At 63.7% G+C, this 19,138-nt stretch carries 19 protein-coding genes; 17 read left to right on the top strand and 2 right to left on the bottom strand.

Annotation, left to right across the window (positions count from 1 at the left end):
• Positions 1-240 precede the first annotated feature (240 nt).
• The 17 genes from B7X49_RS01715 (at position 241) to B7X49_RS01635 (ending at position 18,463) form a co-directional block, all read left to right on the top strand.
• On the top strand, positions 241-2,682 hold the full coding sequence (locus tag B7X49_RS01715; protein WP_286702814.1) for an SIR2 family protein: 2,442 nt from the start codon (positions 241-243) through the stop codon (positions 2,680-2,682).
• A 433-nt stretch (positions 2,683-3,115) separates the two neighbouring features.
• A complete protein-coding gene (locus B7X49_RS01710) occupies positions 3,116-3,388 on the top strand; it encodes a type II toxin-antitoxin system ParD family antitoxin (protein WP_286702813.1) in 273 nt (90 codons plus the stop codon).
• The gene (locus tag B7X49_RS01705; protein WP_286702812.1) at positions 3,375-3,722 is read left to right on the top strand and encodes a hypothetical protein; all 348 of its coding nucleotides are present in this window, start codon (positions 3,375-3,377) and stop codon (positions 3,720-3,722) included. The genes B7X49_RS01710 and B7X49_RS01705 overlap by 14 nt, the downstream gene beginning before the upstream one ends.
• A 256-nt stretch (positions 3,723-3,978) precedes the next feature.
• Positions 3,979-4,503 (top strand): hypothetical protein, encoded by a 525-nt coding sequence (locus B7X49_RS01700; RefSeq protein WP_286702811.1) that lies wholly within the window; start codon positions 3,979-3,981, stop codon positions 4,501-4,503.
• Positions 4,504-4,574: 71 nt separating this feature from the next.
• Positions 4,575-5,780 (top strand): multidrug effflux MFS transporter, encoded by a 1,206-nt coding sequence (locus tag B7X49_RS01695; protein WP_286702810.1) that lies wholly within the window; start codon positions 4,575-4,577, stop codon positions 5,778-5,780.
• Between the two features lie 29 nt (positions 5,781-5,809).
• Positions 5,810-6,553 (top strand): gamma-glutamyl-gamma-aminobutyrate hydrolase family protein, encoded by a 744-nt coding sequence (locus tag B7X49_RS01690; protein WP_286702809.1) that lies wholly within the window; start codon positions 5,810-5,812, stop codon positions 6,551-6,553.
• A 72-nt stretch (positions 6,554-6,625) separates the two neighbouring features.
• The gene (locus B7X49_RS01685; protein WP_286702808.1) at positions 6,626-7,087 is read left to right on the top strand and encodes a hypothetical protein; all 462 of its coding nucleotides are present in this window, start codon (positions 6,626-6,628) and stop codon (positions 7,085-7,087) included.
• A 10-nt stretch (positions 7,088-7,097) separates the two neighbouring features.
• A complete protein-coding gene (accD, locus tag B7X49_RS01680) occupies positions 7,098-7,967 on the top strand; it encodes an acetyl-CoA carboxylase, carboxyltransferase subunit beta (RefSeq protein WP_286702807.1) in 870 nt (289 codons plus the stop codon).
• On the top strand, positions 7,964-9,256 hold the full coding sequence (locus B7X49_RS01675) for a folylpolyglutamate synthase/dihydrofolate synthase family protein (protein WP_286702806.1): 1,293 nt from the start codon (positions 7,964-7,966) through the stop codon (positions 9,254-9,256). The genes accD and B7X49_RS01675 overlap by 4 nt, the downstream gene beginning before the upstream one ends.
• Positions 9,257-9,474: 218 nt before the next feature.
• Entirely contained in the window at positions 9,475-10,551 is a 1,077-nt protein-coding gene (locus tag B7X49_RS01670) for an alcohol dehydrogenase (RefSeq protein WP_286702805.1), read from the top strand.
• Positions 10,548-11,447, top strand: a complete 900-nt coding sequence (locus B7X49_RS01665) for a LysR family transcriptional regulator (protein WP_286702804.1) — start codon at positions 10,548-10,550, stop codon at positions 11,445-11,447. The genes B7X49_RS01670 and B7X49_RS01665 overlap by 4 nt, the downstream gene beginning before the upstream one ends.
• A 134-nt stretch (positions 11,448-11,581) precedes the next feature.
• Positions 11,582-12,055: a formate dehydrogenase subunit gamma gene (locus B7X49_RS01660; protein ID WP_286702803.1), complete on the top strand. Its 474-nt coding sequence runs from the start codon at positions 11,582-11,584 to the stop codon at positions 12,053-12,055.
• The gene (locus B7X49_RS01655; RefSeq protein WP_286702802.1) at positions 12,055-13,605 is read left to right on the top strand and encodes an NADH-quinone oxidoreductase subunit NuoF; all 1,551 of its coding nucleotides are present in this window, start codon (positions 12,055-12,057) and stop codon (positions 13,603-13,605) included. The genes B7X49_RS01660 and B7X49_RS01655 overlap by 1 nt, the downstream gene beginning before the upstream one ends.
• A 12-nt stretch (positions 13,606-13,617) precedes the next feature.
• A complete protein-coding gene (gene fdhF / locus B7X49_RS01650) occupies positions 13,618-16,458 on the top strand; it encodes a formate dehydrogenase subunit alpha (protein WP_286702801.1) in 2,841 nt (946 codons plus the stop codon).
• Positions 16,455-17,294, top strand: coding sequence for a formate dehydrogenase accessory sulfurtransferase FdhD (fdhD, locus tag B7X49_RS01645; RefSeq protein WP_286702800.1), 840 nt, complete (start codon positions 16,455-16,457; stop codon positions 17,292-17,294). The genes fdhF and fdhD overlap by 4 nt, the downstream gene beginning before the upstream one ends.
• Positions 17,284-17,532, top strand: a complete 249-nt coding sequence (locus B7X49_RS01640; protein WP_286702799.1) for a formate dehydrogenase subunit delta — start codon at positions 17,284-17,286, stop codon at positions 17,530-17,532. The genes fdhD and B7X49_RS01640 overlap by 11 nt, the downstream gene beginning before the upstream one ends.
• A 106-nt stretch (positions 17,533-17,638) precedes the next feature.
• Positions 17,639-18,463: a formate/nitrite transporter family protein gene (locus tag B7X49_RS01635; RefSeq protein ID WP_286702798.1), complete on the top strand. Its 825-nt coding sequence runs from the start codon at positions 17,639-17,641 to the stop codon at positions 18,461-18,463.
• Positions 18,464-18,467: 4 nt separating this feature from the next.
• Here the strand turns inward: B7X49_RS01635 and B7X49_RS01630 are convergent, their stop codons facing one another.
• Together B7X49_RS01630 and B7X49_RS01625 are read right to left on the bottom strand one after the other, a co-directional pair.
• On the bottom strand, positions 18,468-18,803 hold the full coding sequence (locus tag B7X49_RS01630; RefSeq protein ID WP_286702797.1) for a DUF1491 family protein: 336 nt from the start codon (positions 18,801-18,803) through the stop codon (positions 18,468-18,470).
• Entirely contained in the window at positions 18,796-18,954 is a 159-nt protein-coding gene (locus B7X49_RS01625; RefSeq protein ID WP_286702796.1) for a hypothetical protein, read from the bottom strand. Before B7X49_RS01625 ends, B7X49_RS01630 begins: the two co-directional genes overlap by 8 nt.
• Between the last annotated feature and the right edge of the window lie 184 nt (positions 18,955-19,138).

Here is a 19,138-nt window from a genome sequence, read left to right as displayed (position 1 = left end):
AAGCGGACAGACCGCTTTTGAATGTGTACGCCAACAAGACGGACATTAATCTGCATTCGACAAGGCACTCATCTTGCACCATTCCGTTACAGAACCGGCTATCCGTACTTGCCGAAGCAGCCTGAATGAGTGTCGACGAAGGCTCCTGGATATGTTTGGAAGAGAGTACCATCGAGAGAACGCTCTCAAAAAGCTATCACTATTCCTTAGAAACGAAATTTGGTTTACGAGTTTGAACCTATGGAAAGCAACTCATTTGATGAGTTTCAAAGGCGCTTCAACCTAGCTCGCAGCGGCGGTGGCATCCTATTCTGCGGTGCCGGGTTTTCTGCGGATTGTCTGAATTTCAAGCCGGATGAAACGCTCGGCACGGGCGCACAGCTGCTAGATCTCTTCAATACCGAACTCCATCAGGATCCGCCATACAGGAATCTGCAAAACGCCGCCGATGCCCTACAGAAGAAGGTTGCCGACAACGGCATGATGACACTCCTGAAACAGCGGTACACTGTTTCCAACGTAACCTCTGATATGGCCGACCTGTTACGCTACCCCTGGCAAGCGGTCTACACGACAAATTACGATAATGCGCTCGAAATTGCGGCTCAGGCCGCGCACAAGCAGGCAGAACCCCTCAACAACACCGACGATCCCAGCACGACCACGCTAAATCTCCCAATCATCCATCTGCACGGCTATGTGCAGAAATGGGACATACATAACATTCGTGAAAGCTGCGTGCTCGGTGCCGAAAGCTACTCGAAGCTTACCCATGTAAAGAAGTGGCTCAGTCGCTTTCGGCACGACATCGATCAGGCTCAAATCGTGGTCTTCGTCGGGTTCAATGCCGGCGACTTCCACCTCAACCAGGCGATCAACGACCTGACAGGCCTGCGCGAAAAGGCCTTCTTCATCAATCGCCCGACCGCTCAAGCCGACCCGGATGTCACCGCAGCTCAAAAGCGGCTTGGCACGCCATTCTTCACCGGCCGCGCCGGGCTTGCCGACACCATCAAGAGGCTTTTGGCCACGGATGCACCAAAAGCGCCACACCTTGCCAGTTTCGCGAAATACACGCCTCCGGATCCCGCAGCAACGGTTCCCACGCAAGTGCAAATCGAAGACCTGTTTCTCTACGGCAAGGTCGAACCCTCGCAACTCGCGCGGGATGCATCCAACGATGTATCCGATTACCACATACAGCGCAGCGCCATACGGGAAACTCTGGACGCCGTCGCAGGTGATGCCCGGATCGTGCTTTTTGACGGATACCCCTGTGATGGCAAGTCCCTGCTCACAACCGATCTTGCCTATCGCCTGTCAGGGGCAAGACCGGTCTATCAGATGCGCCAAGCCTATGAGAACGTACTCAACGAGGTCGCAGACATCCTTCACCATACGCCGAACGCCGCACTGATCATCGAGAACTGTTTTGATCTGCCGGCAGAACGGCTTGCTAGCATCGCACGTCAATTTGATGGTCAGAACGGCATTCTAATCCTAACAAGCCGGGCCGTGGCAGTCGATGCGAGCACTGCTGGCCTTACATCGCTGCAAGGCCTCGGCAGTTTCCGGAAAATGCCCCTTGCCCGTCTCAACACGGATGAAGCGCGCGTTCTGAGCGACCTCGCCGATCAGATCGCCGGGTGGCGCGATTTTTATGCGCTTGATTACAATGCACGGCTTCGTTTCATCGAGAGCACCTGCCAGGCAAGCCTGCCGCATTTCCTCTTGCGGTTGCTCCAGTCAGATTACGTCGCCAATCGGTATCTAGAAGAATTCAACAAGCTGTCACTTAGCCAGACTGAACGCGAAGCGATCATCATCGCGCTTTATTTCACCCATCTTGGTGAGAATGCACCGGTTTCCTTCCTCAGCAATGCGATGCAGACGGACTACGGCGCCGTCATCGACAAGCTGAATGCCAGGGCTGGAAATGACAGCTTTCGCCTCGTGCGCCGAACAGGTGAGATTATCCAGACAGTACCCTCAATCGGGGCTCAGAACATCCTGCAAAACCTATTCAAAGACACCGAAATCGTCGATGCCGTCGTGGCCCTGTTAAAGAATCTTGCAGCGACCTATCGCAACCCCTTCGAGCAGCGCATGTTCAGTCAGATGATGCGGTATTCCACCCTTTCCGATGTCGTCACCGATACGTACGAAATCAACCGGTTCTTCGAACATAACAAGCAAGAACTGCAAATGAGGCGAATGCCGCTTTTCTGGCTACAATGGCACATGGCCAAATGCGCGGCCGAGGAACTTTTTGACGCCGAGAAGTTTCTTGAGCAGGGATATAGTGAAGCGGACGAATACGAACGCCGCACCGGAAAGACTTTCGATCGGCGCCAACTCGACGACCGGCGTGCAAAGTTTCTGATGTTGCGGGCGAAAAAGAACAGCCGCACCGGGGCAGAACTTTTCAGGGATTTCAAAGAAGCAATCGAACTTACTGGCAAGATCCTACGCCAGGATGATCCGCAGCACTATCCTTTTGAGACACTTGCAGAGATCGTACAAACGAATGGCGCGGTGGGTCATCGAATAGACGACGTGCTTAAGGCATTGATCGATAAGTGGCTGGATCAACTCGTGGTCTATGCCCGCATGCGAGTCGGCGTGCTTGCCCCAGGATATCAAAGGGACAAAGCTCAATCGGCGCTCGACAATGTTGGTTGACGATTGTGAGAGAGTGAATGCGGCCTGGCACGAGTTTTTGTCCTCATCTGCGACTGAAGTCCGCTCCACGGTGATCTGAAGTCTGCTAGGGGCCGGCTCGCGTTGAAGGCTGACCACAACTAGCCCCCCACAAAGCGGGCTTTCGCGCCAGATACAGCGGGCGACTGCTCGCCGCCCATCTCCGCATTCTTGTGAGATTAGCAGAATGTCCGCTATGCAGAAACGTAAAGTCAGAGCCGAAACGTCCTATACGAGCGCAAAGCCGCCGGCCCAGCATGCCGCTCACAACCCCCTCATCGAATAATTGATGGGACCGACCTATGCCAATCTTAGGTCGAACCGGCCTCTCCGTTGCGTCTCTAGGCTATTTTTTGCCTGAAATCCGGTCTCGACACCGGTGCCACTCAGTAGTACATGTCATGAGGAGGTAGGTATGACCGCGAAGACGTCGATATCGCTGAGCGATGACCAGCAAGCCTACGCACGGTCCCTGGTCGAGAGCGGGCAATTTTCCAGCCTGAGCGCGGTTCTCCAGCGCGGCCTGGAAATGCTGCGGCGCGACAGCGAGATGCGGGATGCGGAACTCCAGGCCCTGCGATCGTTGATCGACCAGCGGCGTAGCGGTACTTTTGTCGATATCGACGCGGGTGAGGCCGAGACCCGCGCCATGATCGCACGCAAGCGCAACAAAAGTGCAACGCTATAACGTCCGCCGCGCGGCGGACGTCACACGCGACCTTGACCTCATCGAGGACCATCTCGTCGAAACCTATCAGGCCCTCGGCGAAGATGTCGAAACATCTGTCGCGCGCGCGGCCGCCCGGATCGACGATGCCCTTATCGACCTGCGGACATTCGTCACCCATCCGCATCGGGGCACGGGACACGCCAAAATTCGGCCGGGCATTCGTACCGTGACCAATAGGAATTTTATCTTTTACTTCGAGATCGATGATCCGTCGTCCGAAGTCAGGATCATCGCCATCTTCTTCGGCGGCGTAGACCACGGACAGCAGATCACGGATCGCTTGCGGAACTGATGGCTTCTAATCGCCTGCATCAAGCATGGGCCGGCCGAAGCGCATTTCGCCCGCCCGCCTGGCCCGCGCTGCCCGGCCCGAAGGCGACCGCGCCAGGACGGATCATCTCTGATAACACTGTATCCCCGCCCAAACGACCTCTACCCAACCCGCGCCGCTCGCCCCGCAACCGTAACACCGACACAGCACCAAAAAAACATCACGTCACCAAAAATAACTATTTCCCACCCCCCACCCGCCATGCCAATCTCCCTTCGTGAACGAGCGCCCCGCCTCAGACCATTTGCCCGCCTCAGACCAGTTGATCGAGCGTTGCACCGCCACCATCGGCGCCCTGCGGCACGACGTCACCGATACCGGTGACCACGCCAAATTGCTGCGCGCCGTCATCGCCCTGATCTGCGCCGTGCTCACCCGCCTCATCACCCTCCTCGCCGAATCCCGCGATGGCACCGTGATCCAGGCACCCCGCCCAACCGCCGAAACCCACGCGCGCCCCAAATCGCCATCCAAGCGACGCAGCACCCCCAGCCCAACCCGCAAATCATCCCCCAAACCCGACCTCAGCCAAGCCGAACCCGCGCCCACCCGGCACGACACCGCAACGCAAACCCCAATCGCCACCCCAACACCCCCCAACATATCGACCCCCCACCCGGCCCAGCACCCGCAATCCGCCGCAGGCTCGATCCCCCCGGATATCCCCAAGCCACGATCATTTCACCGCCCACCCCCACTCATCCTCGCACGCCCAAATTGTTACGATATCGAAATGAGCTAACCCGCCAGATCACCCCAGGGTCAACCTGAAGGCAGGTTCACGCCCGCTCACCAAGCCGTTAGACTGGCGCGATGGCCGCCACCCAAACCCTGCTCGACGCCCCCGCACCACCCCGCCGCCTGCCCCTGCTGCTCGGCTTCCTGATCGCGATCGGGCCGGTCTCGGTCGATATGTACCTACCCGCCTTCCCCACCATCGCGCGCGATTTCCACGACCCCGCCGGCCCCGGCCTGACCCTCGCCGCCTATTTCGCCGGCCTCGCGATCGGCCAGATGACCCAGGGCCCCTTCTCCGACCGCGCCGGCCGCCGCCTGCCCATCTTGCTCGGCCTCACCATCTACACCATCGCCTCGCTCGGCTGCGCCCTCGCCTGGAACACCGACTCCCTCTCGGCCTTCCGCCTGCTCGCCGCGTTCGGCGGCTCCGCCTCCGTCGTCATCCCCCGCGCCATGGTGCGCGACGTGGCGGATGGCCCGGCCGCCGCCATGCTGTTCTCCAAACTCATGCTGGTCATGGGCGTCGCCCCGATCATCGCGCCGATCATCGGCAGCGCCGTCGTCTCGGTCGGCTCCTGGCGCTGGATTTTCGTCATCGCCGCCGCCTACGGCATCATCGCCCTCGCCCTGGTCTGGTTCAAACTGCCCGATACCCTGCCCACCGCCCGCCGCAGCCTGATCGGCTTCCGCTCGATCCTGCGCCGCTACGGCCAGATCGCGACCGACCGCGCCTTCCTCACCAACGCCCTGACCGGCACCTTCGCGATCGGCGCATTGTTCGCCTACCTCACCGGCACGCCCGGCGTGTTCATCGGCCAGTTCCACTGGCGCCCGCTCGCCTATGCGGCCCTGTTCGGCGCCAACGCCGCCATCTACATCGCCTTCAACCAATGGAACCCGCATCTGGTCGCCCGCGTCGGCCTGCGGCCCGTCATCAGCGCCTCGATCCTGCTGCTCCTCGCCGGCACAATCGCGCTGACCGCCGCGGCCGTGCTGGGCAGCGGCGCCATCCCCATCGTGCTCGCCTTGTTCATCTGTCAGGCCAGCTACGGCTTCGCTTTGCCCAGCACCATGGTCGCCGCCCTGTCGCGCCACCAAGCCCACGCCGGCTCGGCCTCCGCGCTGATGGGCACCTGGCAATATCTCGGTGGCGCCATCACCGGTGCGGTGGTCGGCGGCTTCGCCGATGGCACCGCCCGCCCGATGGCGATCACCATGCTCGGCTGCGCTGCCCTCGCCGTATTCGCCGGCCGGTTCCGCCCGAAAAATTCCATTGGATAGAGCCCGTTATCGCGATAAAGGACCATCTCATGACCAGCATCATCGGCATCCCCGCCTGCACCAAGCTCATCAACAACCACCACCAGCACGCCACCCCCGCCCGCTACGGCGAAGCCTTGATGCGCGCGTCCGATGCGCTGCCCCTGCTCATCCCGCCGGAAGGCGAAGCCATGCTCGCCGTGCTCGACCGGCTGGACGGCATCCTGTTCAACGGCAGCCCCAGCAACGTCATGCCGACCCGCTACGGCGCCACCGCCGATGAAACCCCCGATTCGCACGACCCGGACCGCGATGCGACAACCCTGCCCCTGCTGGTCGCCGCCATCGCGCGCGGCATGCCGGTGTTCGGCATCTGCCGCGGGTTGCAGGAACTCAACGTCGCCCTCGGCGGCACGCTGCACCAGCAGGTCCACACCATCCCCGGCCGCTCCGATCATCGCGGCGGCGTCGGCACCCGCGCCGAGCAATACGCGGTCCGCCACCAGGTCAGCCTGACCGGCAGCGTCGCGCGCATCTGCGGCAGCGACACCATCATGGTCAATTCCCTGCACGGCCAGGCGATCGACCGCCTCGCCCCAAGCCTCGTGGTCGAAGCGACGGCGCCGGATGGCACGATCGAAGCGGTCCGCGTCGCCGATGCCAAAGGCTTCGCCCTCGCCGTCCAATGGCACCCGGAATGGGACGTCCTAGGCGCGCCGGACCGCCAGCGCCTGTTCGCCGCCTTCGGCGCCGCCTGCGCCGCCTACCGCACCGGCGCACGCCAGGCCGCCTGACGTTTCGGCACAAGCTGACTTTCGACAATATCCGGCCTATATAGGTCGGATAACTTCTCAGGAGCCACGATCATGGATATCCAGACCATCGACAGCCAGTATTCCCAACTGCAAGGTCAGGCCGATCAGACCGTGCAGTCCCTCAAGGCCCTGGCGACCAAATTGCAGACCGCATCGCAAGCCGGCAACCCGGACGCACGGGAATGGATGCTCGATCTGAAGGAAATCGCCCTGGCGATCCAGGCCGAGCAAAACCAGGTCGCCAACCTCCTCCAGGCGTTGCACGGCTACGTCGCCAACCAGCCGCAGCAAATGGGCTCGGTGCCCCAAACCCAGCAGCCCTGGGGCGCGCCGCAACCCCAGAACTACCCACCCCAGAACTACCCGCCGCAAGGCTACCCGCCGCAACAAGGCTACCCGCCGCAGCAGCAGGGCGGCATCCTCGGCGGCTTCCTGAACTCGGGCTTCGGCCGCGCCATCACCATGGGTGCCGGCTTCGGCATCGGCGACAGCATCATCAACGACATCTTCTGATCGCGCCGCAATGAACTGGCTCACCGAATTCGTCCGCCCGCGCGTCCGCACCCTGCTCGGGCGCAAGGAGGCGCCGGACAACCTCTGGCACCAATGTCCGCAATGCCAGCAAATGATCTTCCATCGCGAGCTTGAAGCCGCGCGGAAAGTCTGCCCGCACTGCGGCCATCACATGCGCGCCACCGCCCAGGAACGCCTCACCTGGACCTTCGATGACGCCAGCTTCACCCGCATCGACCTGCCGAAAGTCCCGGTCGACCCCCTGAAGTTCCAGGACAAGAAGCGCTATTCCGATCGCCTGTCGGACTCACGCAAAAAAACCGGCATGGACGACGCGGTGCTGGTCGCCCACGGCAGCGTCGGCGGCCATAAAGCCGTCGTCATGGCGATGGATTTCCGCTTCATGGGCGGCTCGATGGGTGCGGCGATGGGCGAGGCGCTGGTCAGCGCCGCCCGCCTCGCGGTGCTCCAGCGCGCCGCCCTCATCGTCTACACCGCCTCCGGCGGCGCGCGCATGCAGGAAGGCGCGATCAGCCTGATGCAGATGCCGCGCACCACCATCGCCGTGCAAATGGTCCGCGAAGCCGGCCTGCCCTACATCGTCATCCTCACCGACCCCACCGCCGGCGGCGTCACCGCCTCCTTCGCCATGCTGGGCGATATCCAGATCGCCGAACCCAACGCGCTGATCGGCTTCGCCGGTGCGCGCGTGATCGAGGAAACCATCCGCGAAAAACTGCCCGAAGGCTTTCAGCGCGCCGAATATCTGCTCGAACACGGCATGATCGACATGGTCACCCCGCGCGGCGAGCTCACCGCCACGCTCGGCCGCCTGCTCGGCCTCCTCCACGTCCCGGCGGCGGAACCGCTCGCGGCGTGAGCGCAACCGCCTCCCGGATCGACCAGCGGCTGGAGCGCCTGCACACGCTCTACCCCAAGCTGATCGACCTGCGCCTCGAACGGCTCGAGCGCCTGCTCGCCGCCCTCGGCCACCCCGAACGTCGGCTACCGCCCACCATCCATGTCGCCGGCACCAACGGCAAAGGCAGCACCTGCGCCTTCCTCCGCGCCATCGCCGAAGCCGCCGGGCTGCGCACCCATGTCTATATCTCGCCGCATCTGGTGCGCTTCAACGAACGCATCCGCCTCGCCGGCACCCTGGTGAGCGACGATGCGCTCGATACCGCCCTCGCCGAGGTCGAACGGGTCAACGATGCCGCGCCGATCACCGTGTTCGAAGCCATCACCGCCGCCGCCTTCGTCCTGTTCGCCGCCACCCCGGCCGATCTCGCGATCATCGAAGTCGGGCTCGGCGGCAAATTCGACGCCACCAACGTCATCCCGCCACCCCGCGCCGCGGCCATCACCGCCATCTCACTCGATCACCGCGAATTCCTCGGCGATACCGATACGGTCATCGCCCACGAAAAATCCGGCATCATCAAACCCGGCAGCCACGCCATCACCGGTCGCCAACAACCCGATGTCTTCGCCGTCATCCAGGCGACCGCGCAATCCCTCGGCGTTCCGCTCGCCGCCCGCGGCCGTGACTGGACCATCGAACCCACGCAAGACGGTCTGCTCTACACCGACCAGCACGGCAGCCTCGCCCTACCCGAACCCGCGCTGCACGGCGCCCACCAACGCGACAACGCCGGCATCGCGATCGCTGCACTCCGCCACAGCGGACTCGCCATCCCAGCCGCGGCCTACGCCCAGGGCATGCGCAGCGTCGAATGGCCGGCCCGCATGCAACGCCTCAGCACCCCGCTGCTCGATGCCCTGCCGCCCGGCTCCACCCTCTGGCTCGATGGCGCCCACAACCCCGGCGGCGCCGCAGCGGTCGCCGAAGCCCTGGCCGATTTCCCCGGCCCGACCCACCTGATCATCGGCATGAAACAGGCCAAGGACTGCGCCGAATTCCTGCGCATCGTCGCCCCGCACGCCGCCAGCATCCAGGCCATCGCCGAACCCGGCCAGCACCTCGCTTTGCCGGTCGAACAGATCATCGCCGCCTCGGGCGGCATCGCCACGCCCGGCCCCACGATCGATGCCGCCCTGCGCCGCCTCGCGGCCGATGGTGCCGCTAAACGCGTGCTGATCTGCGGTTCGCTTTACCTGGCCGGGGTGATCCTGGGGCGGCAGGCGGTGGTTGCGGGGGAAGGGTAGGGAAGCAAGTGCTTCTTTTTTGTAAAAAAGAAGCAAAAAACTTTTGTTAATCTGGTGCACGGGCGTTTTCACGGGCACAGACCCAAATTAATAAAGTTTTTTTTGCTTCTTTTTTGTTCACAAAAAAGAAGACTCTTCCCCTACCTTGCATCCCCCGCATTTGCACCGCACCATACGCCACGTCCAAAAACACATGACCACACCAACGGGGAACCCACATGACGGCAGCGACCATGACCGCCTTTGCCATCGTCGAAAACGGCGCCGCGCTCGCCGAGATTACCCTGCCGATGCCCGAGCCCCAGGGCACGGAAATCCTGCTCGAAGTCACCCATTGCGGCGTCTGCCATTCCGACCTGCACATCTGGGACGGTTATTACGATCTCGGCAGCGCCGGTCGGCTCGATGTCATGCAGCGCGGCATTTCCCTGCCGCTCGCCCTCGGCCATGAAATCGTCGGCCGCGTCGTCAAACTCGGACCCGACGCCACGGGTGTGAAACCCGGTGATCTGCGCATCGTCTACCCCTGGGTCGGCTGCGGCACCTGTGCGCATTGTTTGGCCGGCGAGGATAATCTCTGCGCGAAACAGCGCTCGCTCGGCATTTTCCAGCACGGCGGCTTCGCAACCCATGTCATCGCCGCCCATGCCGGCCACCTGGTCGACCCCGGCGATCTCGACCCGGCGCTGGCCGCCACCTACGCCTGCTCCGGCATCACGGTATTCGCCGCCATCCGCAAGATCATGCCCCTCGCGCCGGATGTGCCGGTCGTGCTGATCGGCGCCGGCGGCCTCGGCCTGTCCGCCATCGCGGTGCTCCGCGCGCTCGGCCATCGCGCCATCGTCAGCGTCGATACCAGCGAAACCAAACGCGCCGCCGCAACCGCCGCCGGTGCCACCGCCACGGTCGATGGCACGGCCGAACGGCTCGACAAGGCCATCATTGCGGCGTGCGGCGGCCAACCGGTCGCCATCATCGATCTGGTCAACGGTTCCGCCACCGCCCGCGCCGCCTACGGCGCGCTGGCCAAGGGCGGCAAGCTGATCATGGTCGGCCTGTTCGGCGGCGAACTGACCCTGCCGCTGCCCTTCATGCCGATGCGCGCCCTTACCATCCAGGGCAGTTTCGTCGGCACCCCGGGCGACCTGCGCGAACTGGTCGGCCTCGCCCAGGGCGGTGCGCTGCCCAAACTACCGATCGAAACCATGCCAAAGCACGAAGCCGATGCCGCCCTCCACCGCCTCAAGGACGGCACCGTCACCGGCCGCCTCGTCCTGGTCGCCGAACCCGCTTGATCGACAAGCTCGAATACCTGCTCGCCCTCGCCCGCGAAAAACATTTCGGCCGCGCCGCCGAAACCTGCGGCGTCACCCAGCCGACCTTCTCCGCCGGCATCCGCGTGCTTGAGGAAACCCTCGGCATGCCGCTGGTCGAACGCTCCTCGCGCTTCCAGGGCTTCACCCCGGAAGGCGAGCGCGTGCTCGAATGGGCCCGCCGCCTGGTTGGCGACATGCAGGCGATGCGCGCCGATATCATCGCCCTCAAGCGCGGCCTGTCCGGTCTGCTGCGCATTGCCGCGATTCCCACCGCGCTTGCCACCATCACCGAACTCACCACGCCGTTCCGCGCCCAGCATCCGGATGTGCGCTTCTCCATCCAGTCCTGCACCTCGAACGAGGTGCTGCGCCGGCTCAACAATTTCGAGGTCGATGCCGGCGTCACCTATCTTGACAACGAACCGATCGGCCGCAACCGCGTCGTGCCACTGTATCAGGAACGCTACCGCCTGCTCACCGCCGCCAATGCCCCGCTCGGCCGGCACGACCGCGTCACCTGGGCCGAGCTTGGCCAGATCCCGCTCTGCCTGCTCACGCCCGACATGCAAAACCGCCGCATCCTCGACCGCCTGCTCCGCAACGCCGGGGTCGATCTGCTGCCCACGCTCGAAAGCAACTCCATCGTCGTGCTGGTCAGCCACGTGCAGACCGGCCGCTGGGCCTGCGTGCTGCCGGAAAAACTCGCCGAAATCTTCGGCCTCACCGCCAAACTGCGCGCCATCCCGATCGTCGCACCCGAAGAAGTCCACACCGTCGGTCTGCTCCTGCCGGATCGCGAACCGATGTCCCCGCTCGCCGCCGCCCTGGTCCAGATCGCCCACCGCCACGCCAAAGACCTCGACGACGTATCTTGATAGAGACCTTCTATCAAACCTTCGGGTCTTTGCCCTGTTATCTTTAACAGATTCGCGTTACCGTTCATTAATTCGAAAGTTTTACCGGGTACCAAACGTATCCGGCATTCTGCTGCGGGAGTTGAACGGGCGTAATGGCAAAACAACACTCTGTCTGGAATCCGACGGATGCGCGCGAAATCATCGCGGCCGAGCAGCACCGTGAAGGTGCCATGCTGCCCATCCTGCACGCATTGCAGGCCGCATTCGGCTACATCCCGCGCGATGCCGAGCCGCTGATCGCCGAGGCACTCAACCTCAGCCGTGCCGAAGTCCACGGCGTGATCAGCTTCTATCACGATTTCCGCCGCGAACCCGCCGGCCGCCACGTCCTGAAACTCTGCCGCGCCGAAGCCTGCCAATCGATGGGCTCGGAAGTCACCGCCCAGCGCCTGCTCGACCTGCTCGGCCTCGATTGGGGCGAAACCTCGCCGGATGGGCGGATCACCATCGAGCCGGTCTATTGCCTCGGCCTGTGCGCCACCGCCCCCTCGGCCCTGTTCGACGATGAACCGATCGGCCGGGCCGACCAGCAGATGCTGGAAACCCTCGTGATGGAAGCCGCCTGATGAAAATCTTCATCCCGCAGGACATGGCCGCCGTCGCGGTCGGCGCCAACCGCATCGCCGCCGCGATCGAAACGGAAGCCCGCGCCCGCAACATCCCGCTCACCATCGTCCGCAACGGCTCGCGCGGCCTGTTCTGGCTTGAACCCCTGCTCGAAGTCGAAACCCAGGCCGGCCGCATCGGCTACGGCAAGCTCACCGTGGCGGATGTGAAATCCCTGTTCGATGCCAATATCTTCGATGGCGGCACCCATCCCAAATGCGTCGGCCCGGTCGAAGCCATCCCCTTCCTCGCCCGGCAGACCCGCTTCACCTTCGCCCGCGCCGGCATCGCCGACCCCGCCTCGCTCGATGATTATCGCGCCCTCGGCGGCTACAAGGGTCTCGAAAACGCAATCTCGATCGGCCCCGCCGCCACCGTCGCCGCCGTCAAGGACAGCGGCCTGCGCGGCCGCGGCGGTGCCGGCTTTCCCACCGGCATCAAATGGGAGACCGTCGCGCGCACCGCCTCCGACCGCAAATACATCGTCTGCAACGCCGATGAAGGCGATTCCGGCACCTTCGCCGATCGTCTGATCATGGAAGCCGACCCCTTCATGCTGATCGAGGGCATGACCATCGCCGGCATCGGCGTCGGCGCGACCAAGGGCTACATCTACCTCCGCTCCGAATACCCCTTCGCCATCACCATGATGAACCGCGCGATCAACCTCGCCCGCCGCGCCGGCCTGCTCGGCACCACGATCAACGGCAGCGCCCACGCGTTCGACATCGAAGTGCGCGTCGGCGCCGGCGCCTATGTCTGCGGCGAGGAAACCTCCCTGCTGGAAAGCCTCGAAGGCAAGCGCGGCCAGGTCCGCGCCAAGCCGCCGTTACCCGCCATCAAGGGATTGTTCGGCCGCCCGACCATCATCAACAACACCATCACCCTGGCCAGCGTGCCGTTCATCCTGGCCGAAGGCGCGCAGCGCTACGCCGAACTCGGCTACGGCCGCTCGCGTGGTACCATGCCGGTACAAATCGCCGGCAACGTCAGGCACGGCGGCCTGTTCGAATGCGCCTTCGGCGTCACCCTCGGCGAGCTGGTCGACGATATCGCCGGCGGCACCGCCTCCGGCCGTCCGGTCCGTGCCGTGCAGGCCGGTGGCCCGCTGGGCGCGTATTTCCCGCCCTCGATGTTCGACACACCCTACGACTACGAAGCCTTCGCCAAGCGTGACGGTCTGATCGGCCACGGCGGCCTCGTCCTGTTCGACGACACCGCCGACATGGCCAAAATGGCCCGTTTCGCCATGGCATTCTGCGCCCATGAATCCTGCGGCAAATGCACCCCGTGCCGGATCGGCGCGGTCCGCGGCGTCGAAACCTTCGACAAGATCGCCGCCGGCATCGAACCCGAAAAAAACCTCGCCCTGGTGCGCGACCTTTGCGAGACGATGAAGCTCGGCTCGCTCTGCGCCCTCGGCGGCTTCACCCCCTACCCGGTCCTCAGCGCGCTCAACCATTTCCCAGGGGATTTCGCGGCGAAACCGCTCCCTCTGGCCGCCGAATAAAGGAACACACCCATGGGTCTCGTTCACGAAATCGACTACGGCACCAAGCCCGTCCAGTCCGAAAAACTGGTCGCCCTCACCATCGATGGCGTCGCCGTCAGCGTGCCCGAAGGCACCTCGGTGATGCGCGCCGCGATGGACATCGGCACCAAAATCCCCAAACTCTGCGCGACCGACATGCTGGACAGTTTCGGCTCCTGCCGCCTCTGCCTGGTCGAAATCGAAGGCCGCGCCGGCACCCCCGCCTCCTGCACCACGCCGGTCGCCGAGGGCATGGTGGTCCACACGCAAAACGAGCGCCTCGGCAAAATCCGCCGCGGCGTGATGGAACTCTACATCTCGGATCACCCGCTCGACTGCCTGACCTGCTCGGCCAACGGCGATTGCGAATTGCAGGACATGGCCGGCGCGGTCGGCCTGCGCGATGTCCGCTACGGCTATGCCGGCGACAATCACCTCGCCTCGACCAAGGACGTCTCCAACCCCTATTTCCAATTCGACCCTGCCAAATGCATCGTCTGCTCGCGCTGTGTGCGCGCGTGCGAGGAAGTGCAAGGCACCTTCGCGCTGACCATCGCCGGCCGCGGCTTTGACTCCAAGGTCTCGCCCGGCATGGAGGAAAGCTTCTTCGACTCCGAATGCGTCTCCTGCGGCGCCTGCGTTCAGGCCTGCCCGACCGCGACGCTGATGGAAAAATCCGTCGTCGAAATCGGCCAGCCCGAACATTCCAAAGTCACCACCTGCGCCTATTGCGGCGTCGGCTGCTCGTTCAAGGTCGAAATGCGCGGCGAACAAGTCGTCCGCATGGTCCCCTTCAAGGACGGCAAGGCCAACCACGGCCATTCCTGCGTCAAGGGCCGCTTCGCCTGGGGCTACGCCTCGCACCGCGACCGCATCACCAAGCCGATGATCCGCGCCCATATCAACGATCCGTGGCGCGAGGTCTCGTGGGACGAAGCGATCGCCCACACCGCGTCCGAGTTCAAGCGCATCCAGGCGCAGTATGGCAAAAATGCAGTCGGCGCCATCACCTCCTCGCGCTGCACCAACGAGGAAACCTACCTCGTGCAAAAACTCGTGCGCGCCGTCTTCGGCAACAACAATACCGACACCTGTGCCCGCGTCTGCCACTCGCCGACCGGCTACGGCCTCAGCCAGACCTTCGGCACCTCCGCCGGCACCCAGGATTTCGACAGCGTCGAACACGCCGACGTCATGCTGCTGATCGGTGCCAACCCGACCGACGGCCACCCGGTGTTCGCCTCGCGCATGAAAAAACGCCTCCGCGACGGCGCCAAACTCATCGTGATCGACCCGCGCCGGATCGATCTGGTGCGCACCCCGCATGTCGAGGCCGCGATCCATCTGCAAATCCGCCCCGGCACCAACGTCGCCATCCTCACCGCCCTCGCCCACGTCATCGTCACCGAAAACCTGGTCGATGCCGATTACGTCCGCGAGCGCTGCGAGACCGATGCCTTCGCCCATTGGGCCGAATTCGTCTCCCAGGACGCCAACAGCCCCGAAGCGACCGCCGCCATCACCGGCGCCGAGCCGCACGCCGTCCGCGAAGCCGCCCGCCTCTACGCCACCGGCGGCAAAGCCGCGATCTATTACGGTCTCGGCATCACCGAACACAGCCAGGGCACCACCGCCGTCATGGCGCTCGCCAACCTCGCCATGGCAACCGGCAACATCGGCCATGTCGGCGCCGGCGTGAACCCGCTGCGCGGCCAGAACAACGTCCAGGGCAGTTGCGACATGGGCAGCTTCCCGCACGAACTACCCGGCTACCGCCACGTCTCGATGCCGGATGTCCGCGCCCTGTTCGATCAGGCCTGGGGTGTCACCATCGAGCCCGAACCCGGCCTGCGCATCCCCAACATGCTCGACGCCGCGATCGATGGCACGTTCAAAGGCCTCTACATTCAGGGCGAGGACATCGCCCAATCCGACCCGGATATCCGCCACATCACCGCCGGCCTCTCGGCGATGGAATGCGTCGTCGTGCAGGACCTGTTCCTCAACGAAACCGCGCAATTCGCCCATGTCTTCCTCCCCGGCTCCACCTTCCTCGAAAAAAACGGCACCTTCACCAACGCCGAGCGCCGCGTCCAGCGGGTCCGCAAAGTCATGGCGCCGAAAAACGGCTACGAGGATTGGCAGGTCACCCAGCTGCTCGCCCAGGCGCTCGGCTACGCCATGAACTACACCCACCCGTCTGAAATCATGGACGAAATCGCCCGCCTCACCCCCAGCTTCGCCAATGTCTCGTTCGACCTGCTGGACCGCGTCGGCTCGGTGCAATGGCCCTGTAACGAAGCAGCACCCGAAGGCACGCCGACCATGCACATCGATCATTTCGTGCGCGGCCAAGGCCGGTTCTTCGTCACCGAATACGTCCCGACCGACGAGAAAATCGGCCCGCGCTTCCCGCTCCTGCTCACCACCGGCCGTATCCTCAGCCAGTACAACGTCGGCGCCCAGACCCGCCGGACCGACAACACCGCCTGGCACCAGGAAGATTTGCTCGAAATCCACCCGCACGACGCCGAACAGCGCGGCGTCACCGATGGCTCATGGGTCAAGCTCGCCAGCCGCGCCGGCGAAACCAGCCTGCGCGCCAAAATCACCGAACGCGTCGCCCCCGGCGTGGTCTACACCACTTTCCACCACCCGATGACCATGGCCAACGTCGTCACCACCGACTATTCCGACTGGGCGACCAACTGCCCCGAATACAAGGTCACCGCCGTCCAGATCTCCCCCTCCAACGGCCCGACCGACGCGCAGCGCGACTACGCCGAACTCGGTCGCCGCACCCGCCAGATCGAGGCGGTCGCCGCCGAATGAGCCAACTGCCGGCCCAGGTCCCCGCCCCCGTCGTCGAAATCGCGGCCACCGCCTTCCGCAACGGCACCGTCACCGCGCAGACGCGCGCGGTGCCGGAGGAAACCGCCGTCGCCCTCAGCTACGGCCGCGTCGGCTACGCCGTCATGATGACCACGCCCTGCGACCTGATCGATTTCGCGATCGGCTTCAGCCTCTCCGAAGCCATCATCGATCGCGCGGCGGACATCATCGCCTGCGACCTCGTCACCGTCGAAGGCGGCATCGAATGCCGCATGGAGGTCGCGCACGACGTCGCCGCCCGCCTCGCCCAGCGCCGCCGCCACCTCGCCGGCGCGCTCGGCTGCGGCCTCTGCGGCCTCGAAAGCCTCGCCGAAGCCAACCGCGCCATCCCGCGCGTCACCACCACCCGCCCGGTCACCGCCGACGCGATCATGCGCGCCATGCGCAGCCTGCCGCTGCACCAAACACTCAACCGCCGCACCCACGGCATCCACGCCGCCGCCTTCCTCGACCCGGCCGATGCCGCCCTGCTGGTCCGCGAAGACGTCGGCCGCCACAACGCGCTCGATAAACTGATCGGCGCGCTCGCCCGCCAGAACCGCAACCCCGCCACCGGCATCCTGCTGATGACCAGCCGCATCTCGATCGAACTGATCCAGAAAGCCGCAATCGCCGGCATCCCGGTCATCGTCGCGGTCTCGGTCCCCACCGCCCACGCCATCCGCGCCGCCGATGCCGCCGGCATCACCCTCGCCGCCGTCGCCCGCGACGATGGGTTCGAAATCTTCACCCACCAATCTCGCATCGAGTTCGGAGCCCACGCGCATGTCGCATGAACATCAAGCCCAGGACCAAAAGCTGGTCTACATGGCCAACCAGATCGCCACCTTCTTCAACTCCCAGTCCGATGATCACGCGATCGGCGAAATCGCCAATCACATCATAAAATTCTGGGACCCGCGGATGCGCGCAAAAATCACCGCCTATGTCGGGCACGGCGGTGCCGGGCTCTCACCCCGCGCACAATCCGCAGTCGAGCGTCTGCCGCAGCCTCAGCCGCAATCTGCTGAATAAAACGATTTACCGGCCGATTAAATAAAAAATTAGCGTCCCGTTCAGTTTTATTGACGAAACATGGACGCATGACTACACAAAATCCACATTCACTAAGGAGCGTCACATGGATTGGCTAAACCCACCGGCCCTCGCGGCTGCAATGATCGAAGCAGGCACCCGCAAAGCGAACCTACCCACCAAAACCATCCTGGTCACCGGCATCCTGTCCGGCATGTTTCTCGGCTTCACCACCACCCTGTTCGTCTCGGCGCTGGTCGCCACCGGCAACATCGTGGTCTCGGCCCTGTTCTTCCCGGTCGGCTTCATCCTGATCATCCTGCTCGGTCTCGAACTTTTCACCGGCAACGTCGCATTGATCCCCTACGCCGCCATGGCCGGCAAGGTTCCGGGCGGCAAAGTCGTTTCGTCCCTGGTCACGGTCTATATCGGCAATCTGATCGGCAGCCTGATCTACGCACTGATCTTCGCCGCGATCGACACGAAAATGTTCACCGAAGCCCCGGACCCGATCGGCGCCAAACTCATCGCCCTGACCGGCCTCAAAACCCTCGCCTACGCCAAAGCCGGCGGCGCCGGCTGGGCCACCGCCTTCCTCAAAGGCGTCCTCTGCAACTGGATGGTCAGCCTCGGCTCGATCATGGGGCTGGTCTCACGCTCCACCATCGGCAAAATCGTCGCGATGTTCCTGCCGATCATGGCCTTCGTCGCCCAAGGCTTCGAACACTGCGTGGTCAATATGTTTGTGATCCCCTGCGGCATCATGCTCGGCGCCAAAGTCACCGTCGCACAATGGTGGATGTGGAACGAAATCCCGGTCACGCTGGGCAACATGGTCGGCGCGATCGTGATCACCGCAATCGGACTGTACGTGTCGTTCGGCGCCACCGCCAAGGCCGACCCTACCTCCACCGCAGTGCCGGCCGAATAACCCGTCACAACAGCTTCGCCTCGAACGGCGGCAGATAATCAGGCGCTTCGAACTCGATCACCCACAGATCGGGATCGAAGCGCATCTGCTTTGCCACATACTCATCCGCCCGCGCCTCATCGACCGGATCAGGCCCGGTCGCCCGCAGCCAGGCCGCCCGCCCCTCGGCATCCCGCGTCTGACTCAACGCCACAATCCCCATCCGCCCGCGCAGCAACACCACCACCCCGCCGGCATCGGCATCGCCCCGCCTGATCACCATCCCCGGCCGCCCATCCGACGCACCAAGCCGCAGCGCCATCTGGACCCAGATGCCGGCCTTCACTCTGGGCTCAGACACGGGCTGTCGCCTTACGGGAAAACAGGAAGGTTAAGGCAAGCACTTCTTTTTTGAAAAAAAGAAGCAAAAAACTTTTTGACTCTGGGGCACGGGCGTTTTCACGGGCACGGGCGTAAATTAATGAAGTTTTTTTTGCTTCTTTTTTGTTCACAAAAAAGAAGACCTGCCTCCTCGCTATACTTCGAGTCCACCGTCTCACCACAAAACCTTGACCTCTCGACGATCGCCCCGAACTCTGTCCCGTGCCTATCCGGTTAAGTCAGACACCCACTACATGTGGGGTGGACCCATGCTCCCGAATAAAGCTGGGCATAGGTTGGCGCCTCGGCGCCGCC

Origin of the sequence: Acidiphilium sp. 34-64-41, assembly GCF_002282635.1 — a bacterium.
Classification (GTDB): domain Bacteria; phylum Pseudomonadota; class Alphaproteobacteria; order Acetobacterales; family Acetobacteraceae; genus Acidiphilium; species Acidiphilium rubrum.
The sequence above is the reverse complement of the archived record's forward strand: the minus strand, read 5'-3'. Positions and strand labels throughout refer to the sequence as shown.